This is a genomic window from Pilosibacter sp. YYHA0881, assembly GCF_051602715.1.
Classification (GTDB): Bacteria; Bacillota; Clostridia; order Lachnospirales; family Lachnospiraceae; genus Alitiscatomonas; species Alitiscatomonas aceti.
The window spans coordinates 2,648,079-2,673,891 of sequence record NZ_CP175657.1; the positions used below are offsets into that span (position 1 = coordinate 2,648,079).

A 25,813-nucleotide genomic window follows, 5' to 3' on the forward strand; every position below is an offset into this window, starting at 1 on the left:
GTTAGGGTTAAAATACCCGGCCTGGAGCCGGAGACAGAAAGGAAACCACATGGCAGAAGAAAAGAATTGTATCAATGCAGACGAATACCTGGCAAATAATCCATTCATGCGCCATAACCATATGAAGATCGAAAGAATCTCCACCGAGTGCAGCGAGATCTCCATGGAGGTCCATCCGGACGGGCTCAACATCATGGGCATGATCCACGGAGGGCTGCTCTACTCCCTGGCGGATGTGGTAACGGGGCTGACTGCCCGGGCGGACGGGAGAAAATATGTGACCCAGAGCGCCCATGTGAACTTTATCGGCAACGTGTCCCAGGGGAGGGTGACAGCCCGGGGGATCCTGGTGCGCCGGGGCCGGGTCATCACCATCGTCCGGGGCGAGGTGACTGATGAGAACGGGAAGCTGCTGGCAGATGTGACAGCGGATATGTTCTGTGTAGGCCAGGAAAAGTCAGACTAGAAAGGGCGCCGGAGTCATACCGGCTCCTTTCCTGAAAAGACAGCGGAAGCAAGGTCGATGAAGCGGCGTTCAATGGGAGTCAGGCGGCTGTTTTTATGACGCACGGTCATGCACCATTGGGCGAGAGGGTCATCGGAATAGAGATAGAGCAGCTCAGGATGATTTTCCGGTTTTGTTACATAAATAGCAGGGAGAAAAGCAATGGCAAGACCGCATTCGGCCATGGCGATATTTGTTTTGCGGTTTTGAACAGGAACCAGCGAAAGGTTGTTAAGCCTGTATTTCGTGATGATCTGGCTGATATCCTCACATATTTTCTGACCGGGAATACCGGAGACCAGGGTCTGGTTTTCCAGATGATGAAGAGAAAATTTCTGGGGATTTTCGACGGAATTTTTTTCCGGGCGCGCGACAAGGCTGGCCAGGGGATGGGATCGGGAAATCATGAAAAGCCGTGGGGCACGGGCAAGGACTTTGACAAAGCGGTTGGAAGCCACATCTGCTCCGGAAGCGACCAGCACGGACAGGTCCAGCTCGCCCTTTTCCATTCGGGACAGAAGATGGATATGGATATCCTCGGTCAGGGACAGCTCCACATCGGGGTATTCCCTGTGGAGTATGGGGAAAACCTTCTCAGCCAGAAAGGGACTGGTGATGGAGCCTGCTCCGATCCTCAGAGTCTGTTTCTGGGGAAGCAAAAGAGAGGAAAGATCATTTGAAAAGCGGGATTCCAATCCCTTTAAGCTGGCAATATACTGGAAAAACAGTTCTCCTGCCGGCGTAGGGGACAGGATCCCGTTATTTCGTATAAAAAGCGGAGTACCCAGTTCTTTTTCCAGTCCGGTGAGAAAACGGCTTAAGGACGGCTGGGAAATATAAAGAGATCGTGCGGCCCGGGAAATATTTTTTTCCCGGGCAATTGTTATGAAATACTGGCAGGTGCGTTCATCGGGGATCATAGGATTCCTCCTTATGGGGATTCGGTAAGGTATATTTATTTTGGGATATTGTATCATAGAATATAGAATGTCTGCAATGGATAGATATAGTGTTTTATGTATACCGTATGGATAAAAAGGTATTTTACAAAAACTTCATAAAAAATTATAATATTTTCATAATTATAAATTTATATGGAAAAAGGAGGAAAATATGGCTGATGTAATGGAACTTATAAAACAGCACGAGGCGGATATGATCGGAATCCGAAGACATATCCATGCAAATCCGGAGCTGAGCAACGAAGAGAACCGGACGACAGCCTTGATCCGGGAAAAGCTGGAGGAATACGGGATCGAGATCATGGAGATCGGCCTGAAGACCGGCGTGGTCGGTTTCCTGAAGGGAGGAAGACCAGGGAAAACCGTTGCGATCCGGGAGGACATAGACGCCCTGCCCATGTCTGAAAAAACGGGTCTTCCGTATGCCTCCTCTGTGGACGGCGTCTGCCATTCCTGCGGACACGATATCCATACCACAGTCCTCCTGTTTTGTGCCAGGGTCCTTTCGGAGCTCCGGGATCAGCTGAGCGGAAATGTACTGTTCCTATTCCAGCCGGCGGAGGAGCGCGGCACTGGGGCCAGGCAGCTTCTGGACTGTAAATTTTATGAGCCGGTGAAGCCGGATGTGCTGGTGGGGCTTCATGTGTCCCCGGAATACCCGGCTGGCTCCATTGGACTCAAGGAGGGACCGGCCAACGCCTCCTGCGATACCTTCTATATTAAGGTAAGCGGCAAGGGAGGCCACGGAGCCCATCCGGAAAACTGCATCGATCCCATCGCCATCAGCGGCTACATAATGGCCCAGCTTCAGACCGTCGTGTCCCGTGAGAACCATCCGGTCTATCCGGCGGTTATGACCATAGGCAGCATTCACGGAGGAAAAGCACCCAATGTGATCCCGGACTTTGTGGAAATGAGCGGGACCCTGCGGAGCCTGAACGCAGAGAGCAGGGAGAAAATGCAGGCGGCCATTGACCGGATCTGTATTTCCTGTGCGGAGGCTATGAGAGGAAGCGCAGAAATCCGGTGGGAAAAGGGAATGCCGCCGCTGGTAAATGACAGGAATGTGATCGAAGGACTGCGGACTGCCGCAGAGAAGACCATTGGAGCGGACCATGTGATCACAGTTCAGAATCCGTCTCTGGGATCAGAGGATTTTTCCTTCCTGTTCCCGCTTCTGGCTCCTGGCGCCCAGTTCCGGCTGGGGTCTGGAAACGATGTGGATCCCAATACACGTCATGGGCTGCACAACTCAAAAAATATTTTTGACGACAGCTGCATTGCGGCCGGGACAGCCGTTCTCGTCCAGTATACAAAAGACTTTTTAAAATAACAAAGGAGCTTACTATGGAAAAAAAGAAAAAATTTCAGATCCCGACCACATGTGCTCTGTTATTCATGCTTATGATCGTATGCGCGGTCCTGACCTGGATCGTCCCTGCCGGCGCCTATGAAACAGAAAAGGTGGGGAACCTAAATAAGGTCATTGCCGGGACGTATCATGTGATCGACAGCACGCCGGTGGGTCCCTGGGGCGTTCTCATGGCAGTTATGGCAGGCTTTTACAAGTCAGCCAAGCTGATCTTCATGATCATGTTCTGCGGAGGCGCCGTTGCGGTACTTGAAAAAAGTGGATCCATCAACGCGGCCTTTGGACGGCTGGCTTCCAATAAGAAGCTCAACGCCCATGTCCTGGCTCTTCTGATCATGGCGTTTATGTCTGTGGGCGGCGCAGCAGGTGTGTTTGCCAATCCGGTTGTCGCTCTGGTCCCCATTGGGATCATTCTCGCAACCAGCCTTGGATACGACGCGTTTACTGGCTTCCTGTTTGTTTACATGGGCGCTTACTCCGGCTTTAATGTAGGATGGGCCAATGCAACTACCATCGGTGTGGCGCATCCCATTGCGGAGCTTCCCATCTTTTCTGGATTTGAGGTCCGCGTCCTGCTGAATATCATTAATTTTGCCATCTGCTATTTCTTCACGGTGCGTTATATGAAAACGATCCGGAAGGATCCCATGAAGAGCCTGAACTATGAGGAAGGCATGTCCGTGGCTGATTTTATGGGAGCAAAAGGTGAAACTACGGAAACGATCCACGCTTCCATGTCCTGGAAGCATATGGTCAGCCTTCTGGGGCTGGTGGCAGCCATCGCGGTGATCGTGATCGGCTCCATTAAATTTTCCTGGAGCTATGACCAGATGGCGGCAACCTTCTTTGTCCTGGCCGTAGGCTGTGGTCTGCTCAACGGAATGGGCGTCAACGGGACCACGAAGGAATTTATCAATGGCTGCGCCAAAATGACCAATGCGGCGTTTATTGTTGGATTTGCCAATGGCATCGGTGTGATCCTGTCCCAGGGCCAGATCCTGAATACCATCGTCAACTGGCTTTCCATTCCGATCTCCAGCATGGGATCTGTAATGGGTGCGAACTTCATGTTCATTGCCAATCTTCTGATCAACTTCCTGATCCCCTCCGGATCTGGCCAGGCGGCAGCGGTAATGCCCTTAATGGTTCCCATCGCGGACCTGGTCGGCATCACAAGACAGGTTGCGGTCCAGGCCTTCCAGTTTGGAGACGGCTTCTCCAACTGCCTGTATCCCACAGCAGGGACCCTCATGGGAGCCCTGGCCATTGCAAAGGTGGACTGGGCCAGATACGCCAAATGGCTGATGCCTCTTCTGGGATGCCAGATCGCGATGTCCTTTGCCACTCTGACGATCCTTCAGGCCATTGGCTGGACCGGACTATAAGAAACTGGGGCAGTATTCCAAGGAATACTGCCCCAGCTTCTGTATATGGACGAAATCTTTATATGTGGGCTTCAGCCCCCAGCATGCGGACTAGCCCGGGGAGTTCTGCCATATTCTGGATGACAAAATGTGCGCCTGCATTCCGGAAGGAAGCCTCGGCTCTCTTTGCAGCGGCTGTTTTTTCACTGGCAGAAAGACGTTCCCATTCCTTTTCACTGAATCCCAGTTCAGAGCTGCCTTCGATAATTCCGACAGACCAGGCTCCGGCATTGACTCCTTCTTTAATGTCAGATACCGTATCTCCGGCCTTTACGATGGCTTTGACAGAAGAAAGCCGCAGCTGTTCCATGTTCCGGAAGATCATATAGGGATAGGGACGGCCTGCTCCTCCGGTACTGTCCGGACTGAACCAGCAGTCCGGGCAATATCCCTGTTTTGCGGCCTCGGGTACCACGATCTCCATCATTTTATCGGTGTACCCAGTGGTGGAGCCGATCTTCAGCCCCATCCGGCGCAATTCAGCCACAGCATCCAGGACAAAGGGCTTCGGAGAGGAGCAGCGGTCCAGAATGGAAAGCAGCTTTGGCTCAAACTGTTCATAAATCGCATGTACATCCTCATCAGTCCAGGCGCGCCTGTGTGTTTCTTCCCATAATTTTGCGATCCGGTCCATTTTGAGCATGGCACGGATGTGGTCGATCTTAAGCATTCCCATGGGCCTGCGGGTCTCTTCCATGGTCACCTCGATGCCGAAATGTCCAAAAGCCTCCATAAAAGCCTGTACAGGTGCAAAGCAGCCGTAATCTACCGTTGTTCCTGCCCAGTCAAAAATAACTGCTTCGATCATTTGTTACTCCCCCCTTTTCTCCGCAAGAAACGATCCAATGATCTGGACCAGCTTCTCGATATCTTCCTGATAGATCTCTCCGATATTACCAATACGGAAGGTATCCAGGTCAGTCAGCTTTCCGGGATAGATCGCGTAGCCGCGTTCCTTGATGTATTGATAAAACTCCGGAAACTGAAAGGAGACATTGGAGGGATAGAAGAAGGTGGTAATGATCGGTCCCTGGTGAGTGCTGTCAATATAGGTGGTGAAGCCGAGCTCCTTCATTTTCTGGATCAGCAGACGGTTATTTTCTGTGTACCGCTTGCAGCGGGCAGGGATCCCACCCTCGGCATCCAGCTCCTTCAGTGCCTGGGCGAAGGCCAGGACCACATGGGTGGGGGAGGTATAACGCCATTTTCCATCTTTTTCCATACATTTCCACTGGTCCAGAAGATCCAGGGAGAGAGAACGCGCCTTGCCTTCACTGGCCAGCAGCTGGTCGCGGCGGCAGATAATGAAGGAAAAACCAGGAACCCCCTGGATGCATTTATTGGCGCTGGAAACAAGGAAATCGATCCCCCACTCTGCCACAGGAATCTCCATTCCTCCAAAGGATGACATGGCATCTACGATAAAGGTGCGTCCGGCAGCCTTGACTGCTTTTCCCACAGACTGGATATCGTTCAGGATGCCGCTGGTGGTTTCACTGTGCACCATTGCCACATGGGTGATGGACGGATCCTCTTCCAGACGGCGGGCCACCTCTGAGGCGTCCGGGACCTTGTCGTATACCTGCTGGTAGTGGACGTAGGAAATACGGTTACGGTCACAGATCTGGGTCATGCGCTCTCCATAGGCACCGTTGGAACAGATCAGCACCTTTTCGTGATCCCCAATTACGCTGGAGAAAATACTTTCCACGCCAAAGGTACCGCTGCCCTGCATCAATACGGTTGTATATTCCTGATCGGAAACACCCGCAAGCTTTAAGAGCCTGCGGCGGATGTCCTGGGTGACCGCCTTGTAATCATCATCCCAGGTGCATCGGTCTGCCATCATTTCTTTTTTGACAGAGTCTGTGGTTGTAAGGGGACCGGGGGTTAATAATTTGTATTGATTCATTGTTCTATTTCCTTTCTTAAGTGATCCTGGATCTGAATGGTCTACTGTTTGGCATCTTCAGAGAGCTGCTGGTGTTTCTGGAACAGTTCAAAGGTCAGAGGCTCCGGAAAAGTTTTGGGATAGGCAGATTTATTGGCGGAATCAGAGCTTTCTCCCTTGTAGAGAGGGTTCGGATAGGTCTGCTGAAGCTCCTTGCGGCTGTTTTCAATGATGCACTGTGCCATATCCATTGCCAGCGGATTTGTTTTGCCACCTTTGTCCAGTACTGCGACAGATTCGGTGAGGGAGAAGTTTCCCTCGGTAGGATCTACAAAATCAATGGGAAGTCCATCTGCCTTATCTGCGACAGCCTGATGCCTCAGGCCGAAGCCAATGGCGACCTCGCCTGCGCGGCAGAGCTTCAGTGGGCCAGAGCCGGAGGTTTCGATGTGATCGCCGGCATTTTTATAGATATCTGCCAGGATCTTCTCTGCCCCGTCCTCACCATAAGCGTCAGCCAGAGCCTGGATCAGCAGCCACGCTGTGGAAGAGGATTGGATGTCGGTAACAGCCAGCTGGCCTTCATATACTGGAGAAGCCAGATCCTTGATGCTGGCGGGACGGGGGAGTCCCTCCTGCTCCATCAGCTCCGTATTTAAAAGGATAGCGCCTTCCTGGGAGGTGATGGGCGCGCAATAATCCGGAAATTCCTCCAGGGTCTTCACTTCAAAATCCAGAGGCAGGAACATGCTGTTGGCATCCTGGGCGCTCTGGAGATAAAAGGTGCTCATGGTGACCAGATCCGCTTCCAGGTTTTTCCCCTCTGCCAGCAGTTTTCCGCCGAGCTCAGAGGTGCCGAAGCCCTGTACGATGTATTTTCCTTCATAACCATTGGAGTCCAGGGCGTTTTTGATGGCCGTAAGCGCTTCATCATCGGCGTTGGAGTAAATAACGACCTGTTCATCGCTTCCGGATGCGCTTCCTCCTGCGGAACTGCATCCGGCCAGAAGGGATACTGCCGCGGCTACCGTCAGGCAGCAGGCTAAAGATTTTCTCATTTTCATTTCTGTGTCTCTCCTATTTTATTTATTTCTTCTTTTCTGCCAATTTTTTCGCGAGCAGCGAGAACAGGGCCTTCGCGATCAGATTGGTGATCAGGATCAGCAGGGATAATACAAATACTTCATTAAACTTATTGATATACTGCAGCTGTTTGATCTTTGTGGTCAGGACCATGGTCCTTGCTCCTGCGATAAATACCAGGGCGCTGATGGTGACCATCGCATTGATGAAATAGTAGCTGAATACCTCCAGAAGACTGGAAAGGGCATTGGGAGTTACCACCCGGATGATGGTTTTGAGCCAGCTGTCCCCCATGAGCATGGCCGTTGTCTCCCACCCGGCATTCATTTTAGAAAGGGAATTTTTCATCATCAGGTATGGGGTGGAAAAATAATGGACAATGTTGCACAGCACCATAAGGGTCAGCGTGTTCTGAAGCGGAGTTCCCGGAAACAGAAACATATAGGCAACGCCCAGTACCATGCCGGGGATCGCGTTTGTGACCAGGGAAATACTGTCAATGGCGCGTTTATAACGGTCCGGCAGTGTGCTCCGGGCTGTGATCAGGGCTGCGCCGTACGCCAGCAGCGTTCCGAACAAGGCGGTGCAGGCTGCCATGGTGATGGAATGGGAATAGGAATCCAGCAGCTCATGATCCAGAAATGCATTCCGGATGTGGTCTAGGGAAAAGCCGGTTTTATAGGGCCATTCTTCTACCATGGGGACCACAAAGATCACCGCGAAAATGGACAATATCAGAATGGACAGGACCGAACCGGCGGTTCCCCAGCTGATATCCCGGGCTGGATCTTTTTTCAGGTCGATATCGGAAATGCGGTTATACCGGATATTGAATCGTTCAAGGATGCGGAGGATACAGATGCTTCCGATGGATGGAATGAGCATGATGACCGCCACAACAGCTCCCCGGCTGAAATCGGGGATGCCGCCGATCATTTTGTTATAAAGGATGGCAGCGACCACGTCATAGCTGCCGCCCACAGAGGCGGGAATGCCAAAATCAGTAAAGCTCAGAAAAAAAGCCTGGATAAAGGCTCCGGCCAGTGTACCCAGCAGCGGGCGGACCACTGCGATCCAGAAGGTTGAAAATGTTCCGTCGCCCATTACCTTTGATACAACAAGAGTCTTCTTGTCAATGTAGCCCATGGTATTATGGATCAGAAGAAAAGCCACCGGGACCGTATAGATCACATACCCGGTCATCAGTCCCATGAAGCCATACAGATCAAAAAGCTGGGTACCCAAAAGCCGGGTGATCAGTCCCTGCTTTCCAAAGGAATAAATGATGGCGAAGCCATATGTGATGGTCGGAAGGAACATTGGAAGCATGGCAGCGGCCCGGACTGCCTGCTTGAGCCACAGGGGCGCGTTTGTGTAATGGATCATATAGGCCAGCACAAAGGCAATGACCGTTGCTGCAAGGGCCGCGGCTGCGGCCACCAGGAAGCTGTTCCCCAGTGCGGGAAGAAATTTCCGGTCAGCGATGACGGACCTGTAAAATTCCAGGGTTACGCCCTGGTCTCCCACAAAGGACCTGCCCAGGAGCACCAGCAGCGGGAGAGCCAAAAACAGGGAGAAGACAGCTGCGATGGTCCAGAAAATGATTTTTAATTCAATATTTTTTCGTGTGTCCATGCTTCGCCTATACCGCCTGTGCCGCTGGAACTGTGAGCTGGTCCCCAAACAGTGCGTAAATATTATTGCGTTTGATCTCCAGCTGGTTTAAAATGAATTTCCGTACAAAATCATTTTTGGGGGTGTGGATAATGCTCTCTGGACGTGCGTACTGGGAGATCATGCCGCCTTCGATGATCAGCACCCGGTCAGAGAGTGTGAGCGCCTCTTCCGGGTCGTGGGTTACAATGATCGTCGTTAAGTTATATTCCCTTGCAATGGTCCGGATCCGGTCTTTGATGGATTCCTTGATCACACCGTCCAGAGCAGAAAGCGGCTCATCCAACAGCAGGATCCGGGGCTTCATGACCATCGTGCGTGCCAGTGCTACCCGCTGCTTCTGGCCGCCGGAAAGCTGCTCAATATTCTTATTAAGATGCTCTCGGAGTCCAAGAAGATCGATCAGCTCCTCGACCTCCTCCTTACTGGAAATATCCGGCCGGTTCTTTAAGCCATAGGTAATGTTTTTGTAGACATTCAGATTGGGGAAAAGGGCATAATCCTGAAAGACAATGTTAAATCCCCGCTTTTCCATGGATACTTCCGTTAAATCCTCACCGTCGTAAAGGATCTGTCCGCTGTCTGCTTTGATAATTCCGAGGATCAGATTGAGCAGCGTTGTTTTTCCGCAGCCGGAAGGTCCTAAGATAGAAATGATCTCTCCATCGTTTACCTGGATGGAAATATCCTTCAGAACAGGAGTCCCATCAAAGGACTTCTGGATATTTTTTAACTCCAACATACTGTTTTCCTCCTTGTGTGCTTTTCCTATCGTACCGCACCTACCATAGCACAGCCGTTTGGATTACGAATACCATGCAACGGTAAATTCTGTGTTATTTTTTTGTAATCCCATGTAAAGTAATGTAAAAGAATGCAAACAAAGTTGAAAAAATCTTATTATCAGACATATTTCTTCTTTCGTACTGTGGGATGGACGGTCCCGGAGGGGAGAAAAAATCTGAGACAACTGCTCCAGGCGTGTCATAGAGGCCAAAACTGTACTTTTCAAGGAAAATTTGAGGTTTTTCCTTGACAGCCGGAAAAAGACTATATATAATAATGGGGCGTGCATGGGGTACGCCCCATTTTGGTGCGCAGAATCAAGCTGAACCAAACAGCAACCACAGACAATATCACAGGAGGTGAAAAGGATGCCTACATTTAACCAGTTAGTAAGAAAAGGAAGGCAGACCACAGTAAAGAAGTCCACAGCTCCGGCTCTTCAGAAAGGATATAACTCCCTTCAGAAGAAAGCAACAGACATTTCCGCTCCGCAGAAGAGAGGCGTTTGTACAGCTGTTAAGACTGCAACCCCGAAGAAGCCGAACTCCGCTCTTAGAAAGATCGCCAGAGTTCGTCTTTCCAACGGTATCGAAGTAACAAGCTATATCCCGGGTGAGGGCCACAACCTTCAGGAGCACTCTGTTGTTCTGATCCGCGGCGGCCGTGTAAAGGACCTTCCGGGTACCAGATACCACATCATCAGAGGTACTCTTGATACTGCCGGCGTAGCCAACAGAAAGCAGGCCCGTTCCAAATACGGCGCAAAGAGACCGAAAGACAAGAAGTAATCGCAAAGCGATTACTGCTACCCAAACGTAGCAAAGCGGAGTTTGGGTTTCCCGCCCCGGTGAGGGCAGCCAGGAACTTTGAAAAAGTTTGGTTTCCCCCCCAGTGAGAGGGAGAGAGGAACTCTGAGAAATTTCAGGTTTCCCGCCCCAACGAGCGGCAGCCAGAAACTCCACCAAAATTTGGACCCACTAACAGCAGTAAAGTGTATACGGAAACCGGATTTCCGTAATTTAGTGCCGGTGATATTGGACCTGTCGGTTGCAGGACACAGATATAGACCCGCGCGCGAACACATTTTATGGAAACATGTGAGTACCGATGAGCTAATCAATTATGTATGATTAAGGAGGGAAGTAACGTGCCACGTAAAGGACATACCCAGAAAAGAGACGTATTAGCAGATCCCCTGTACAACAACAAGGTTGTTACAAAGCTGATCAACAACATCATGTTAGACGGCAAGAGGGGCGTTGCTCAGAAGATCGTTTACGGCGCTTTTGAGGAAGTTGCAGCAAAGACCGGAAAAGACGCAGTAGAGGTTTTTGAGGAAGCCATGAACAACATCATGCCTGTTCTGGAAGTTAAGGCAAAACGTATCGGCGGCGCCACCTACCAGGTACCGATCGAGGTTAAGCCGGAGAGAAGACAGGCTCTGGGACTTCGCTGGATCACTCTCTATTCCAGAAAGAGATCTGAAAAGACCCAGATCGAAAGACTCGCAAACGAAATTATGGATGCAGCAAACAACACCGGTGCATCTGTAAAGAAGAAAGAGGAAATGCACAAGATGGCAGAGGCCAACAAGGCATTTGCTCATTACAGATTCTAAAAGGAGGACAAATCCTTGGCTGGAAGAGAATATCCGTTGGAGAGAACCAGAAATATCGGAATTATGGCTCATATCGATGCCGGTAAGACAACGACCACTGAGCGTATCCTGTATTACACTGGTATTAACTATAAAATTGGTGATACTCACGAAGGCACAGCTACCATGGACTGGATGGAGCAGGAGCAGGAGAGAGGTATCACGATCACATCAGCCGCTACCACCTGCCACTGGACTCTTCAGGAAAAGACGAAGCCCAAGGCAGGCGCTCTGGAGCACCGTATCAACATCATTGATACCCCAGGCCACGTAGACTTTACTGTTGAGGTTGAGCGTTCCCTGCGTGTTCTGGACGGCGCTGTCGGCGTTTTCTGTGCAAAGGGCGGTGTTGAGCCTCAGTCCGAGAACGTATGGCGTCAGGCTGATACCTACAACGTACCGAGAATGGCATTCATCAACAAGATGGATATCCTGGGTGCAAACTTCTACGGCTGCGTAGACCAGATCCGTACCCGTCTCGGAAAGAACGCCATCTGCTTACAGCTCCCGATCGGTAAGGAAGACGAGTTCAAGGGAATCATCGACCTGTTTGAGATGCAGGCTTACATCTACAACGATGATAAGGGCGATGATATCACTGTAACTGATATTCCGGAAGATATGAAGGACGATGCAGAGCTTTACAGAACCGAGCTGGTTGAGAAGATCTGCGAGCTGGATGACGATCTGATGATGATGTATCTGGATGGCGAGGAGCCGTCCGTTGAAGAACTGAAAAAGGTTCTCCGTAAGGCAACCTGCGAATGCCAGGCGATCCCTGTATGCTGCGGTACTGCTTACAGAAACAAGGGCGTTCAGAAACTTCTGGATGCTGTGATCGAGTTCATGCCGTCTCCCCTTGACATCCCGCCCATCAAAGGCGTTGACATGGATGGCAACGAGATCGTGCGTCACTCCTCCGACGACGAGCCGTTCTCTGCTCTTGCATTCAAGATCATGACCGACCCGTTCGTTGGTAAGCTGGCATTCTTCCGTGTGTATTCCGGTACAATGAACTCCGGTTCCTATGTACTGAATGCAACAAAGAACAAAAAAGAGCGTGTTGGCCGTATCCTTCAGATGCACGCCAACAAGAGACAGGAACTGGATAAGGTGTACTCCGGTGATATCGCCGCTGCCGTTGGATTCAAGACAACTTCCACCGGTGATACCATCTGTGATGAGCAGCATCCGGTAATCCTGGAGTCCATGGAGTTCCCGGAGCCGGTTATCGACATCGCCATTGAGCCCAAGACCAAGGCTGGTCAGGACAAGATGGGCGAGGCTTTAGTAAAGCTGGCAGAGGAGGATCCTACCTTCCGTGTTCATACCGACAAAGAGACTGGCCAGACCATCATCTCCGGTATGGGCGAGCTGCATCTTGAAATCATCGTTGACCGTCTTCTTCGTGAGTTCAAGGTAGAGGCCAATGTGGGCGCTCCCCAGGTTGCTTACAAAGAGACCTTCACAAAGGCTGTGGATGTGGACAGCAAGTACGCAAAACAGTCTGGCGGACGTGGTCAGTACGGTCACTGTAAAGTACACTTCACACCGATGGATCCCAACGGCGAAGAGACCTTCAAGTTTACTTCCTCCGTTGTGGGCGGTGCGATTCCGAAGGAATACATCCCGGCTGTCGGCGAGGGTATCGAAGAGGCCACAAAGGCTGGTATCCTTGGCGGATTCCCGGTACTGGGCGTATGCGCAGATGTATTCGACGGTTCCTACCATGAGGTCGACTCCTCCGAGATGGCATTCCACATTGCCGGATCCATGGCGTTCAAGGATGCTATGGCAAAGGCAGGCGCAGTGCTTCTTGAGCCGATCATGAAGGTAGAGGTAACGATGCCTGAGGAATACATGGGCGACGTTATCGGCGACATCAACTCCCGCCGCGGCCGTATCGAGGGCTTCGAGGACATCGGCGGAGGAAAGCTTGTAAAAGCATTCGTACCGCTGGCAGAGATGTTCGGTTACTCCACAGACCTTCGTTCCAGCACACAGGGACGTGGTAACTACTCCATGTTCTTTGAGAAATATGAGCAGGTACCGAAGAGCGTTCAGGAGAAGATCATCGCTGAAAGAAAAGGTGCGAAATAGGCTTGAAAAACATTTCTGAATAGAATATAATATTATTCAGCCTAGTTAAATAGAATAGCCCAATGGGCGCAAATTAAGGAGGACGTTTTAAAATGGCAAAAGCTAAGTTTGACAGAACTAAACCGCATTGTAACATTGGTACCATTGGACACGTTGACCATGGTAAAACAACTTTAACAGCAGCTATTACAAAGGTACTTGCAGAGAGAGTTGCCGGTAACACAGCTACTGATTTTGAAAATATCGATAAGGCTCCGGAAGAGAGAGAGCGTGGTATCACAATTTCCACTTCCCACGTAGAGTACGAGACAGAGAAGAGACACTATGCACACGTTGACTGCCCAGGCCATGCTGACTATGTAAAGAACATGATCACTGGTGCTGCCCAGATGGATGGCGCTATCCTTGTAGTTGCTGCTACTGATGGTGTTATGGCTCAGACAAGAGAGCACATCCTTCTTTCTCGTCAGGTAGGCGTTCCGTACATCGTTGTATTCATGAACAAGTGCGACATGGTTGACGACGCTGAGTTACTTGAGCTGGTTGAGATGGAGATCAGAGATCTTCTGAACGAGTATGAGTTCCCGGGCGATGACACACCGATCATCCAGGGTTCCGCTCTGAAGGCTCTTGAGGATCCGCACGGACCGTGGGGCGACAAGGTTATGGAGTTAATGGATGCTGTTGACAGCTACATTCCGGATCCCATTCGTGACACAGATAAGCCGTTCCTTATGCCGGTCGAGGACGTATTCACAATCACAGGCCGTGGTACTGTTGCAACAGGCCGTGTAGAGCGTGGTACTCTGAAGCTCAACGACGAGGTTGAGATCGTTGGTATCAGTGAAGAGACTCGTAAGACAGTTGTAACTGGTATCGAGATGTTCCGTAAGCTCCTGGATCAGGCTCAGGCTGGTGATAACATCGGCGCTCTGCTTCGTGGTGTTCAGAGAACAGAGATCCAGAGAGGTCAGTGTCTTGTAAAACCGGGTTCTGTAAAGTGCCATAAGAAATTTACAGCTCAGGTTTACGTTCTGACAAAAGACGAGGGCGGCCGTCATACACCGTTCTTCAACAACTATCGTCCGCAGTTCTACTTCAGAACAACTGACGTTACAGGCGTTTGCGAACTCCCGGCTGGTACCGAGATGTGCATGCCTGGTGATAACGTAGAAATGACGATCGAGCTGATCCATCCGGTAGCTATGGAGCAGGGTCTCCGTTTCGCTATCCGTGAGGGCGGCAGAACCGTAGGTTCCGGTAGAGTTGCTACAATCATCGAGTAATTCTAGGTAAAAATCCATAGGCGCTGATGCGCGCCTGTGAAAATAAATAGTCCGAAGGTATCCCAGGCGGGATACCGGTGTCCAAGCGTAAGAGAACCCCGGAGCCGAAAGGCTGCCGGGGTTTTTCTGTTGAGTGGAGCTGGGAGCGGCTGCACGGGAGCAGAAAAACGTTTTTAGGGGGAAAACATGAAAGGGAAAAAAATTACAGGAGCGGCCATCCTGCTTTTCGCTGGCCTGGCATTGGCGCTGTATTTTCTAAAAAAAGACCCTCTCCGGGAGGTCCATGCTCTCTGGGAGGAGACCATGAGCCGCACAGAGGGAGCCTATGTCCAGACGGTCACGGGAAGCGCCTGGGAGACAAAAGACGCTCCGGGCAGCGAAAATGGGGAGAGACCCGGGGGTACGGAATCATCCACGGCTGTCACAAAGGTATGGTATGGTACGGGTGAACGGGGGTTCTGGTACCGGATGGAGCTGTTTCAGAAGGAAGAGGATGGGAGCCTGACGCTTCTTCATATAACGGAGGAGGATGCCGGAGGAAGGACCATGCAGCTGGCGGGATATCCCGATAAGTCCCCCATGGAGCCTTCTGTAAAGGAAGGAGAGACCCTGTCCCTTAAGACGCTTCTGGGAGGCCTGTGGACGGAACCGGCGGAAACGAAGGTCCAGAAGGTGGAGAAATACCAGGAGGACCATGGCTTCAGGTATGTGATCCGCCATAAGGTCTTACAGAGCGTATTTCCGGGAACCGAGGGAAAGGAGCTGACCGGGACCATAAACCGGACGGATACGGTAAGGACCGGGCCCGATGAGACGGTAAAGGAATTTGTGATCCAGGCAGACAGCGTATACGATGTGTATGAGGAAATGGGAGCCGTTGTGGAATACCGGATCGAATTTTTCAGCGGTGATGAAGCCGGAAATATGGAGCTGGGATCCGGGACAGGGCCGTCAGAATAGGGGCCTGTAATCAGAATAACCATAAATAAAAGCAGCGGACGCCTGGGAGACAGGGCCGCTGCTTTTTTAAAAGAAACAGGAGAAAACGGTCTTAGAGAGCCTGCCTGGGCCGCACCGCCTGGACCAGACGGAATACCTGCTCGGCTGTGTCGGCCATATTTTTTCTGGCGTTTTCTGGATCCATGGCCTCCTCCAGGGTGACGACGGAGCGGAGAATCGGGAAAAAGGCGTCGATCCCGGCATCGTTGCAGGCTGCCGCTTCCCTGGTGACGCTGCCGGAAAAGGCAAGGACCGGCTTATGGAATTCTTTGGCGATCCGGGCCACTCCCACAGGGGCCTTTCCCATGACAGTCTGCCCGTCCAGACGGCCCTCTCCGGTGATCACCAGGTCGGCATCCTTCACATACTCCCGCAGCCTCGTTTCCTCCAGAACGATCTGGATCCCGGATTCCAGGACTGCGCTGGTGAAGGTTAAAAAGGCAAAGCCCAGTCCGCCGGCGGCTCCTGTGCCTGGAAACTCCGGGTCTGCCTTGGGATTCCATTTCCCGGCGATCTCTGCAAAATGGGCAAGTCCCCGGTCCATGACCTGGACCATGGCTTCATCGGCTCCCTTCTGGGGACCATAGACGGCGCTGGCTCCCCTGGGGCCGCAGAGGGGGTTATTGACGTCGCAGGCGATCCGGAAGGTACATTCCGAAAGCTCCGGCAGGACGTGCTCGGAGGAGATGGATGCGATCTGTGCCAGCCCCTGGGCTCCCGGAGGGATCTGGTTTCCATCCCGGTCCAGGATCCCGTATCCCAGGGCCTGGAGCATTCCTGTGCCTCCGTCGTTGGTGGCGCTTCCGCCGATGCCCACGATGAATCTGCGGCAGCCTTTCTGGATAGCGGACCGGATCACCTGGCCGACCCCAAAGGTGGTGGCTTTCATAGGATCCTTTTCTGCATCCGGAACCAGGGTGATCCCGGCGGCTCCAGACATTTCAATGATAGCCGTGCCGCTTTCCGGAAGGATGCCATACTGGCAGTCCACAGGCCTTCCCATGGGACCGGTGACGGTTACTGTTTCCAGGGTGCCTCCCATGCCGCAGGCCAGGGCCTCCACGGTCCCTTCCCCTCCGTCGGCCAAAGGCCGGACGTTTACAGCGGCGTCTTTGTATACACGCCGGATCCCTTCTTCAATGGCATGGCCGGCCTCCAGGGAAGAGAGGCTGCCCTTCAGGGAATCAATGGCAATGGTAATATTCATAATACTCTCCTTAAGATTGGTGCTTTTCCATAACAAAGTTGGTAAGTAGGATGCCCTGGCGTTCCACCTGCTGTTCCTTTATGAGCCGGTAGCCCCGTTTTTCAAAAAAGGGTCTGGCGGTGATGGAAGCGTGGGTGGTGATGAGACCGGAAACAGACGACTCCAGCCGGTCGCAGAGGACAGAGGCAATGCCTTTTCCATGGAAATCCCTGTGGACGTACAGCCGGTCCAGGTATCCGGAGGGATCCATGTCTCCAAATCCGGTAATAACGCCGTTTTCCTCAGCCACCAGAGTAAAATGCGCCGTCAAAGAGCGGTCCCACGCTTCCAGGTCTACGTTTCCCGTTGCCCATACGTCCAGCTGGGCTTTTGTGTAATCCTTTGCGTTGACCGTGTGGACCGTATCATAAAATAAGCGGGCCAGGGCCTCGCAGTCCGCTGTCTGATAGGGACGGATGATCATGGCTTTACCTCCTTTTGCGCACGGCCCGCATTTTTTTGCAGGCCGTGAGAATGGATCCTAATATGTATCCAGTGGAGGCATTACGCTGTCCGGCAGCGGGCAGGTGTAATGGCCGCCGTTGCGTTTTGTGACCTCCTTTTTGGCCGCTTCGATGACGTCCGGACGGTCCATGGTGCGGACACAGGCCAGAGCCATGACCTTGGCGGCGGTCAAAAGGCCCTTATGGGCCAGAGGGCTGCAGGTCTGGGCAACCATCTGCCAGGAATGGCCCACATTGCCGATGCAGGCTGTGGCGATGTTGATATTCAGGGTGGGAGCCGCATAGCCCACATCGCCCACATCGGTGGAGCCGGCAGTCAGCTTGATCTTGTCGGGATTAAAGGGATGGATCTCTGAATCCAGGGGCCGTTCCAGGATCTCCTCCAGCCGGTCCTCACCGAAGACCTCGATGATCTGGCTTTTGATGTTTTCCATGGTCACCGGCGGGTAGGTATTTAAAAATTCCCGGGCCATGGCGTAGTCGTCCTCATCCCATTTAGGCGCGCCTACCTCCTTCATACATTCATCGGCGACGGCGGCCAGGGCGTTGTTGGGGATATATTCGGTGAAGGCCATGGCCAGCTCGCAGTCCACAGTGGTATCGGTCATAATGGAGGCGCCCCGGGCCACGTTTTTCACACGCTCAAACAGATCCTTTACCTGGGAGACCCATGGAGAACGGACCTCATAGCGGATCACGGCATGGTCCTGGACCACGTTGGGGGCAGTCCCTCCTGCGTCAATGTAGGCGTAGTGGATCCTGGCCTCCGGGATCATATGCTCCCGCAGATAATTGCAGCCCACGTTCATGAGCTCCGCGGCATCCAGGGCGCTGCGGCCCAGATGGGGAGAACCGCCGGCATGGGAGGAGACGCCTTTAAACTCAAAGTTTGCTCCCATGATGGCGTTGCTGTGATTGCATTCCACGGCGTTGATGGTGGCTGGATGCCAGGTGTATACAAAATCCACGTTGTCGAACATCCCGGCCCGGGCCATGAACTGCTTGGATCCGGCGCCTTCCTCGGCGGGGCAGCCGAAGTAGATGATGGTGCCGTCCTTTTTATTTTCCACCAGATATTCCTTTACAGCCAGTACGGCGGCCAGGGAACCGGTGCCCAGGGCGCTGTGTCCGCAGCCGTGGCCGGGTGCTCCTGCTTCCACCGGCTCCTTCCGGGGGGAGGCGGCCTTCTGGCTCAGGGAGGAGAGAGCGTCATATTCCCCCAGGATGCCCATGACCGGCTTTCCGGAGCCGTAGGAAAAGGTCCCTGTGAAGCAGGTGGGGATCCCGGCGTCGCCGGTGGTGACTGAAAAGCCCTCGTCCTTCAGGATCTGGCAGAGAAGGTCCGCAGAACGGGTCTCATGGTAGGCAAGCTCCGCATATTCCCAGATCCTGTCGTTGGCATCCAGGATCATCTGGGATTTCTGGTCGATGACATGTTCGAGAAACTCCAGGTCTTTCATCATATATTCCGTCCTTTCTGTACGCATTATAGAATCTATTATAAAACCAGATCCATGTTAAGTAAATAATAAGATGAAACTTTCAATCGGCTTTCAATAGGCCTGCGGATGAGGCTGTTTACTGGCCTGCCAGTGAGCGGCGGCAGGATTTCTGACAATTCAGCTCCGGGCCGCTGCGGCGATTTCTGCGGCAATCCTGCGGCAGCCATTTACCAGGGACTGCCAAAATGGTATAATGTCTGAGATAACAGACATTATACCATCGCGCATCTGGTTTCTGCGCACACCGCAGGAATCCAGGCGTATAATTCTCCCGGAGGGGTACCGTGTCCGATGGATGGACAGATGAGGAGCCGGCTCTGGAAAAAGGAGGACGTCAATGGCAAAACGGATCTACGTGGCTGACGATGAAAAAAATATCTGCTTTCTGATTCAGAATTTTCTGGAAAAAGAGGGCTTTGAGGTAAGATGCTTTGAGGACGGGGAATCGATCCTGGCAGCCTGCGAGGAGCAGATGCCGGATCTCTGTATCCTGGATGTGATGATGCCGGGAATGGACGGGCTGACCGTATGCACCAGGATCCGGCAGAAGAGTCATGTGCCGATCATCATTGTATCGGCCAAGGACTCTCCTCTGGACCGGATCACCGGGATCACCCTGGGAAGTGACGATTATCTGGTGAAGCCGTTTCTTCCGCTGGAGCTGGTCACCCGGGTCAAGGCCCTGTTCCGCCGGGTGGACGCTTTTTCCGGCCAGGAGGAGGAAAACAGCGAGAACCTGGAGCTGGGGGACATCGTCCTGTTCCCGGGCAGGAGGACTGCCAGTCTTAAGGGAGAGGAGTTTGCCCTGACTCCCCTGGAATTCGACTTCCTGCGCCATATGCTGGAGCATCCGGAGCACGCCGCCAGCCGTGATGACTTATTAAAGGCCTTGTGGAAGGTGGACAGCAAAGAGGTGGATACCAGAGCTGTGGACGACATGGTAAAGCGCCTGAGGAAAAAGCTGAAGGAGCAGAAGAGCTTGGTAAAGATCGAAACCGTATGGGGATATGGGTTCAGACTGACGGCCGGAGGCGATGAATGAAGCTGAGTATCCGCATGAAGATCTTCCTCCCGGTGGTGATCCTTCTGATCGGCTTTCCTCTGGCTACCTGGGCGACACTCCGGTATTCCCTGGAGGTCCATATGAACTTCAACGCCCGCAGGGACCTGGAGGCGATGGTAAGGACTGTGGATGGGGTCCTGGAGGAGCCGGAGGACGGCGAAGAAGGGGATACGGTCTTAAGCCGTCTGAGGGATGCGGTCCAGACCGGAGCCGGGGAGGCCCGGATGCTTGTGGTCAGTGAGAAATACCGGGTGGTATATCCAAAAAACTTTGACGACCAGGCGGATATGTCCCAGATCTACTCGGCCTTTCTGAATGCGGCCACAGATGATGAAAGCTTCTGGGAGCAGGATAAGATCCTGGAGGAGACCATAGAGGAAAAGGAATATCTTCTATATTATAAGTATGTGACGCCTTCAGAACGGGAAAAGGACCAGAAGGTGCGCCACATCCTCCTGTACTGTCCGGTCCATGACACAACGGCCATGATGGATCAGATCACACGGGTGGTGCTTCTGACCATGAGCGTCATCGCCGCCGCTGCCATCGCCTTATTCTGGCTGGTGGCCGGCAGTATTTCCGTACCGGTCCAGCGGCTCTGTGAAGCCGCCAGGGGGATCGGTGAGAAAAAATTCAAGAGAGTGGAGACCGGGGCCACGGTGAAGGAGCTGTGCGAGCTGGAGGGCGAGATCAACCATATGCAGGAGAAGCTGGCCCAGGCAGACCAGGCGGAGCGCACATTTTTCCAGAACGCTTCCCATGAGCTTCGGACGCCGCTCATGTCCATCAGCGGCTATGCCCAGGGGATCCAGTGCGGGGTATTTGAGGATGTGGCCCAGGCGGCCTCCGTGATCCTGGATGAGAGCACCCGGCTCACAGAGGTAGTGGACGGGATCCTTACGCTGACCAGGATGGACCAGCTCAGATACCAGGTGGTTCCGGTGGAGCTGGCAGTCAACGGCTTCATCGAAGAGCGGCTGGAGTGCCTGGAGGGCTTTGCCTACTCAAAAAACATAAAGCTGGTATTTCAGCCGGGGGAGGAGCATAAGATCATTACTGACGCCATGCTCCTGGAGCGGGCGTTCTCCAATGTGATGTCCAACTGTATCCGGTATGCCGGAACCCAGGTGGCTGTGGCGGTGCGGGAAAAGGAGGGGGATATCCTTATTACGGTGACCGATGACGGCCCCGGGTTTCCAGAGGGCGGTACGGAGCATCTGTTTGACCGGTTCTACAAGGGCAAGGGCGGAAACCATGGACTGGGTCTGGCCATTGCAAGGTGTTCCCTGGAGTACATGGGCGGCAGCGTGCGTGCGGCAGACACACAGAAGGGCGCAGAATTTGAGATCACACTGCCGCAGGATTGCCGCAGCTTTGCCCCAGACGAGAGGACAGAAATGTGATACTATGGAACATATAAAGGAGGAAGCGGAATGAAAAGGATATTCTTTATTTTCAGCCTGTTGCTCTGCCTTCTTTCTGTTCCTGTTACCGGATTCGCAGCGGAGACGGATGAGGAACAGGTAAAATACGAGGATGCGACTGCCGATAATATGAAAGAGATGTTAAAGGGCAGTATCGCACTGGATAAGATCAGCGCAGAGAACAAGGAGTCCCTTTTAAACTGGCTGGAAGCAGAAAACAAACCCGAAGAGGCGAAAAAGCTGGTGGATAAGATCCAGAAGCTCCAGGAGGACCAGGAAAAGGACCAGGAGAGTATGGATCCGTATACAAAGGCGAAAAAGACCTGTGATAAGAAGCTGAATGCGGAGGGAGCCAATGCGGCTCTGGAGAATATCATCCGGATCCAGAAAGACCGGCTGGAGGACCAGGAAGAGGTAAAAAAGCTCTGGAAGGACGTGGAAAAGCTGCTGAAAAAGTAGCCCGAGACAGAACAGAGCGGATACTGAAAAGATAAAATGGCTGTGGAGTGGCGGCACTCTGCGGCCATTTTGTGTATTCCGCACAATTTTATCTCTTAAAACACTGGAAATATAAGACAAAGTATGATTAAATAGAAGTAGCGCAGTATCCGGCCGGCCGGAAGGAGGACCGCCTGCGGCGCATGCAGATAAGAAGAAAGAAGGTAACAGTATGGAAACAATGGACGATTTCAGGGAAGAGCTGGAAGCCTCCTTTAAGAAAATACGAGTGGGCGACGTGGTCACTGGTACAGTGATCGACGTGACCGAGGACCAGGTGATCGTGGACCTTAAGACCTACGCGGACGGAGTGATCCGAAAAGAGGATCTGAGCGAGGATCCGGATTTTAATATGCAGGACGCGGTCCACCCCGGAGATGAGATCACCGCAACGGTGATGGCTACCAACGACGGCGAAGGAAATATGGTCCTTTCAAAGAAAGAGGCCAACGCAGTCCTGGCCTGGGATAAATTAAAGAAGCTGATGGAGGAGCGTACCGTTGTTAAGGTAAAGATCAGCGAGGTGGTCAATGCCGGAGCCGTTGCGTATCTGGAGGGGATCCGCGGCTTTATCCCCGCGTCCCGTCTGTCCGACGAGTATGTGGAGGACTTAAAGGAGTGGGATGGAAAGACCATTGAGGTGACAGTGATCACTGCTGATGAGGAGGAACGCCGTCTGGTGCTTTCTGGACGGGAACCGGCCCGGGAGAAAAAACAGGCGGAAACAAACAGGAAGATCGAAAAGTGTGAGGTGGGAGCCGTTATGAACGGTACAGTGGAGACCATAAAGCCCTACGGTGCCTTCGTGGCCCTGGAGAACGGCCTCACAGGCCTGCTCCATATCTCCCAGATCAGCACCCAGAGGATCAAGCATCCGGGAGCTGTCTTAAAGGAAGGCCAGGAGGTAAGGGTGAAGATCCTTTCCACCGCTGACAATAAGATCAGCCTCAGCATGAAGGTACTGGCAGAGGAGGCGGCAGAGGCTGAATCCCACAGCACCTACGATTATAAAGAAGAAGGCCAGGCAAGCACAGGCCTTGCCGCTCTTTTAAAGAATATCAAGTTATAAGACCAGGAAACAGAATATAAGAAAATAGGAAGCAGTTTCCTGCCCTGTGCAGAGAGGGGGCAGCAGTATGACAAAAGATCCAAAATCCTTTGAACAGGTGGACCAGTGGAAAACGACCATGTTTTTATACAGCTCTGCGCTGAAATCGATCAACACCAAGATCGAGATCCTGAACAATGAGTTCATCCAGTTGTATAATTATAACCCCATCGAACATATCACATCCCGATTGAAAACGCCGTCCAGTATTGTGAAAAAGCTTCAGAACGACGGCATCGACGTTACCATCGATAATATGGTGGAATACTTAAACGATATCGCAGGGATCCGGATCATCTGCTCATTCATGTCGGATATTTATCCCATTGCGGATATGATCGCCCGGCAGGCAGATATCACGGTGCTCCATGTGAAGGACTACATCAAGTATCCCAAATCCAACGGCTACAAGAGCTATCATATGGTGGTGACGATCCCGGTATATCTGACCGATGGAAAGATGGACACAAAGGTCGAGATCCAGATCCGCACCATTGCAATGGATTTCTGGGCTTCCCTGGAGCACAAGATCGCATATAAATTTGAAGGAAACCCGCCGGATTATCTGGAAACAGAGCTGAAGGCCTGCGCCGATATGGTGGATATGCTGGATGCAAAAATGTTTTCCCTGAACCAGGCGATCATGGAGATCGGCCGGACCCGGAGAGAAGAGGCCGAAAAGAAGCTGGAGGAAGAGCGTCTCCAGGAGGAGGCCAGACAGCAGGCCCAGCGGGCGCGGGAGATCGTGGAAGGACAGAAGGCGGGACAGGGCACGGAACCGGAAAACGGAGGAAAGGCATGAAGGCTGTACTTCAGAGAGTTACGGAAGCGTCCGTCCGCGTGGACGGGGAGGTGATCGGATCCATTGGAAAGGGATTTTTTATCCTCCTTGGCGTATCCGACGAGGACGACGAGGCCGTCGCAGATAAAATGGCAGATAAGATCTGTAAATTAAGGATCTTTGAGGATGAAAATGGAAAGACCAACCTGTCCTTAAAGGATGTGGGAGGGGAGGTGCTGGTGGTGAGCCAGTTCACCCTGTATGCAGACTGCCGGAAGGGAAACCGTCCCAGCTTCATCGGAGCGGGAGCGCCGGCAGAGGCAGACCGGCTTTATGAATATTTCATGGACCGGTGCCGGACCCATGTGGATAGGGTGGAGCATGGAAGATTCGGCGCAGATATGAAGGTATCCCTGGTGAACGACGGGCCCTTCACACTGATGCTGGACAGCAGGGAGCTGTTTAAATAGCGGTCTGGCGGGTCTGCACACAGCTTGTGCGGACCATAAGAACATACAGGTTACGATCCAGATAAAGAGAAAAGAGGAGAGAGCATCATGAATGGAAAAGATTTAGAGAAAGAGCTTTTATGGGAAGCCCCCCACATTGCAAAGGAGGCTCCCGCAGAGAGAGAGGAGGCTTCCGCCTTCTGTGAGGGCTATAAGGCGTTCTTAAACGCCGGAAAGACTGAAAGAGAATGCGTAAAGGCCGCAGTGGAGCTTTTAGAAAAGGCCGGCTACCGGGAATTTGATCCCAAGGCCTCCTACAAGGCTGGAGACAAGGTATACTGGAACAACCGGAAAAAAGCCCTGGCCGCAGCCACCTTTGGAACCCTGGGGATGGAGGAGGGCCTCAGAATGAACGGCGCCCACATCGATTCCCCCAGACTGGACTTAAAGCCCAATCCGCTGTTTGAGCAGGCTGATATCGCCTACTTAAAGCCTCACTACTACGGCGGGATCCGCAAATACCAGTGGGGAGCCACTCCGCTGGCTATGCACGGTGTGGTTGGAAAGAAGAACGGCGAGATGGTGGAGATCTCCATCGGTGAAAAAGAAGGAGAGCCCCAGTTCTGCATCACAGACCTTCTCCCCCACCTGGCCTCTGAGCAGAATGGAAGAAAGCTGGGAGAGGGCTTAAAGGGCGAAGAGTTAAACATCATTGTCGGCTCCATCCCGTTCATGGGCGAGGATGACGAGAAGATCAAGACTCCCGTAAAGCTTATGGCCATGAAGCTGTTAAATGAAATGTACGGGATCACAGAAAAAGACTTTACAAGAGCGGAGATCGAAATGGTACCGGCTTACAAGGCTGTGGATGTGGGCCTGGACAGGAGCCTGGTGGGCGCTTACGGACAGGATGACAGAGTCTGCGCCTATACGGCTCTGATGGCAGAAACGGAGACAAAGGCCCCGGCTCATACGACGCTGACGATCCTGGCTGACAAGGAGGAGATCGGTTCTGCCGGAAACACTGGCCTCAATTCCGATTTCGTGCTCCATATCATTGAAGACCTGTGCCAGACAGCCGGCGCAGATCTGAAAACAGTTTTAAGAGCGTCCCTGTGCCTGTCCTCCGACGTGAACGCAGCATACGATCCCACCTTTGCCTCCGTATACGAGGAGAGAAACTCCAGTGCCATCAATAAGGGCTGTGTTCTCACAAAATATACAGGAGCCAGAGGAAAATCCGGCAGCAACGACGCCAGCGCAGAGACCATGGCCAAGGTGATCCAGATCATGGATGAAAACGGCGTATACTGGCAGACCGGCGAGCTGGGAGCCGTGGACGTGGGAGGCGGCGGAACCATCGCCCAGTTTGTGGCCCATATGGATGTGGATGTGGTGGATCTGGGAGTTCCGATCCTTTCCATGCACGCTCCCTTTGAGCTGGCCTCTAAGCTGGATGTTTACAACACTTATAAAGCATTTAAGGCATTCTACAAATAAGACGGGACATATGCCCCTCCCCGAGGACGACTCTTTTCC

The 25,813-nt window shown here is 52.6% G+C and carries 24 protein-coding genes; 15 read left to right on the plus strand and 9 right to left on the minus strand.

Translation table 11 applies throughout. The features are described from left to right. Positions 1-49: 49 nt before the first annotated feature. On the plus strand, positions 50-466 hold the full coding sequence (locus ACI6NM_RS12335; protein WP_022273883.1) for a PaaI family thioesterase: 417 nt from the start codon (positions 50-52) through the stop codon (positions 464-466). Positions 467-480: 14 nt separating this feature from the next. Here the strand turns inward: ACI6NM_RS12335 and ACI6NM_RS12340 are convergent, their stop codons facing one another. After that, entirely contained in the window at positions 481-1,425 is a 945-nt protein-coding gene (locus tag ACI6NM_RS12340; protein WP_215654679.1) for a LysR family transcriptional regulator, read from the minus strand. Positions 1,426-1,618: 193 nt separating this feature from the next. On the opposite strand from ACI6NM_RS12340, the gene ACI6NM_RS12345 reads away from it, so the two are divergent. Then, on the plus strand, positions 1,619-2,800 hold the full coding sequence (locus ACI6NM_RS12345; protein ID WP_022273885.1) for a M20 metallopeptidase family protein: 1,182 nt from the start codon (positions 1,619-1,621) through the stop codon (positions 2,798-2,800). Between the two features lie 14 nt (positions 2,801-2,814). Next, the gene (locus tag ACI6NM_RS12350) at positions 2,815-4,224 is read left to right on the plus strand and encodes a YfcC family protein (protein WP_022273886.1); all 1,410 of its coding nucleotides are present in this window, start codon (positions 2,815-2,817) and stop codon (positions 4,222-4,224) included. A gap of 58 nt (positions 4,225-4,282) precedes the next feature. On the opposite strand, the gene phnX is transcribed toward ACI6NM_RS12350, so the two are convergent. Genes phnX through ACI6NM_RS12375 form a run of 5 tightly spaced genes read right to left on the minus strand, consistent with a single transcriptional unit; the run spans position 4,283 to position 9,653 of the window. Continuing rightward, positions 4,283-5,071: a phosphonoacetaldehyde hydrolase gene (gene phnX / locus ACI6NM_RS12355; protein ID WP_262427340.1), complete on the minus strand. Its 789-nt coding sequence runs from the start codon at positions 5,069-5,071 to the stop codon at positions 4,283-4,285. A 3-nt stretch (positions 5,072-5,074) separates the two neighbouring features. Then, entirely contained in the window at positions 5,075-6,175 is a 1,101-nt protein-coding gene (locus tag ACI6NM_RS12360) for a 2-aminoethylphosphonate--pyruvate transaminase (protein ID WP_262427341.1), read from the minus strand. Between the two features lie 41 nt (positions 6,176-6,216). Continuing rightward, complete coding sequence (locus tag ACI6NM_RS12365; protein ID WP_262427342.1) at positions 6,217-7,218, minus strand: ABC transporter substrate-binding protein; 1,002 nt, start codon at positions 7,216-7,218, stop codon at positions 6,217-6,219. Positions 7,219-7,240: 22 nt separating this feature from the next. After that, positions 7,241-8,872, minus strand: a complete 1,632-nt coding sequence (locus tag ACI6NM_RS12370) for an ABC transporter permease subunit (protein WP_262427343.1) — start codon at positions 8,870-8,872, stop codon at positions 7,241-7,243. 7 nt (positions 8,873-8,879) lie between these two features. After that, positions 8,880-9,653 carry an ABC transporter ATP-binding protein gene (locus ACI6NM_RS12375; protein WP_262427344.1) on the minus strand — a complete coding sequence of 258 codons (774 nt, stop codon included), beginning with the start codon at positions 9,651-9,653 and terminating at the stop codon, positions 8,880-8,882. Between the two features lie 412 nt (positions 9,654-10,065). On the opposite strand from ACI6NM_RS12375, the gene rpsL reads away from it, so the two are divergent. From rpsL to ACI6NM_RS12400, 5 genes are all read left to right on the plus strand, one after another. Beyond that, the gene (gene rpsL, locus ACI6NM_RS12380; RefSeq protein ID WP_262427345.1) at positions 10,066-10,485 is read left to right on the plus strand and encodes a 30S ribosomal protein S12; all 420 of its coding nucleotides are present in this window, start codon (positions 10,066-10,068) and stop codon (positions 10,483-10,485) included. Positions 10,486-10,844: 359 nt separating this feature from the next. After that, the gene (gene rpsG / locus ACI6NM_RS12385; protein WP_022273888.1) at positions 10,845-11,315 is read left to right on the plus strand and encodes a 30S ribosomal protein S7; all 471 of its coding nucleotides are present in this window, start codon (positions 10,845-10,847) and stop codon (positions 11,313-11,315) included. Positions 11,316-11,330: 15 nt separating this feature from the next. Beyond that, a complete protein-coding gene (gene fusA, locus ACI6NM_RS12390) occupies positions 11,331-13,454 on the plus strand; it encodes an elongation factor G (RefSeq protein ID WP_022273889.1) in 2,124 nt (707 codons plus the stop codon). A gap of 92 nt (positions 13,455-13,546) precedes the next feature. Further along, positions 13,547-14,740, plus strand: a complete 1,194-nt coding sequence (gene tuf, locus ACI6NM_RS12395; RefSeq protein ID WP_022273890.1) for an elongation factor Tu — start codon at positions 13,547-13,549, stop codon at positions 14,738-14,740. 186 nt (positions 14,741-14,926) lie between these two features. After that, positions 14,927-15,700, plus strand: a complete 774-nt coding sequence (locus ACI6NM_RS12400; RefSeq protein WP_262427346.1) for a hypothetical protein — start codon at positions 14,927-14,929, stop codon at positions 15,698-15,700. A gap of 91 nt (positions 15,701-15,791) precedes the next feature. On the opposite strand, the gene ACI6NM_RS12405 is transcribed toward ACI6NM_RS12400, so the two are convergent. Genes ACI6NM_RS12405 through ACI6NM_RS12415 form a run of 3 tightly spaced genes read right to left on the minus strand, consistent with a single transcriptional unit; the run spans position 15,792 to position 18,912 of the window. Continuing rightward, positions 15,792-16,946 (minus strand): glycerate kinase family protein, encoded by a 1,155-nt coding sequence (locus ACI6NM_RS12405; protein ID WP_262427347.1) that lies wholly within the window; start codon positions 16,944-16,946, stop codon positions 15,792-15,794. A 10-nt stretch (positions 16,947-16,956) separates the two neighbouring features. Continuing rightward, positions 16,957-17,409 (minus strand): GNAT family N-acetyltransferase, encoded by a 453-nt coding sequence (locus tag ACI6NM_RS12410; RefSeq protein WP_262427348.1) that lies wholly within the window; start codon positions 17,407-17,409, stop codon positions 16,957-16,959. A gap of 57 nt (positions 17,410-17,466) precedes the next feature. Then, on the minus strand, positions 17,467-18,912 hold the full coding sequence (locus ACI6NM_RS12415) for an amidohydrolase (protein ID WP_262427349.1): 1,446 nt from the start codon (positions 18,910-18,912) through the stop codon (positions 17,467-17,469). Between the two features lie 376 nt (positions 18,913-19,288). On the opposite strand from ACI6NM_RS12415, the gene ACI6NM_RS12420 reads away from it, so the two are divergent. The 7 genes from ACI6NM_RS12420 to ACI6NM_RS12450 all read left to right on the plus strand — a co-directional run bounded on the left by ACI6NM_RS12420 (position 19,289) and on the right by ACI6NM_RS12450 (position 25,774). Beyond that, positions 19,289-19,993 (plus strand): response regulator transcription factor, encoded by a 705-nt coding sequence (locus ACI6NM_RS12420; RefSeq protein ID WP_262427350.1) that lies wholly within the window; start codon positions 19,289-19,291, stop codon positions 19,991-19,993. After that, positions 19,990-21,417, plus strand: a complete 1,428-nt coding sequence (locus tag ACI6NM_RS12425; protein ID WP_022273896.1) for a sensor histidine kinase — start codon at positions 19,990-19,992, stop codon at positions 21,415-21,417. The genes ACI6NM_RS12420 and ACI6NM_RS12425 overlap by 4 nt, the downstream gene beginning before the upstream one ends. Before the next feature lie 30 nt (positions 21,418-21,447). After that, positions 21,448-21,897, plus strand: coding sequence for a hypothetical protein (locus ACI6NM_RS12430; RefSeq protein ID WP_022273897.1), 450 nt, complete (start codon positions 21,448-21,450; stop codon positions 21,895-21,897). 211 nt (positions 21,898-22,108) lie between these two features. Continuing rightward, on the plus strand, positions 22,109-23,005 hold the full coding sequence (locus ACI6NM_RS12435) for a S1 RNA-binding domain-containing protein (protein ID WP_262427351.1): 897 nt from the start codon (positions 22,109-22,111) through the stop codon (positions 23,003-23,005). Between the two features lie 67 nt (positions 23,006-23,072). Beyond that, complete coding sequence (locus tag ACI6NM_RS12440) at positions 23,073-23,846, plus strand: GTP pyrophosphokinase (RefSeq protein WP_022273899.1); 774 nt, start codon at positions 23,073-23,075, stop codon at positions 23,844-23,846. Then, positions 23,843-24,295: a D-aminoacyl-tRNA deacylase gene (gene dtd / locus ACI6NM_RS12445; RefSeq protein ID WP_022273900.1), complete on the plus strand. Its 453-nt coding sequence runs from the start codon at positions 23,843-23,845 to the stop codon at positions 24,293-24,295. Before ACI6NM_RS12440 ends, dtd begins: the two co-directional genes overlap by 4 nt. An 87-nt stretch (positions 24,296-24,382) precedes the next feature. Then, positions 24,383-25,774 carry an aminopeptidase gene (locus ACI6NM_RS12450; protein ID WP_215654691.1) on the plus strand — a complete coding sequence of 464 codons (1,392 nt, stop codon included), beginning with the start codon at positions 24,383-24,385 and terminating at the stop codon, positions 25,772-25,774. Positions 25,775-25,813: the final 39 nt, after the last annotated feature.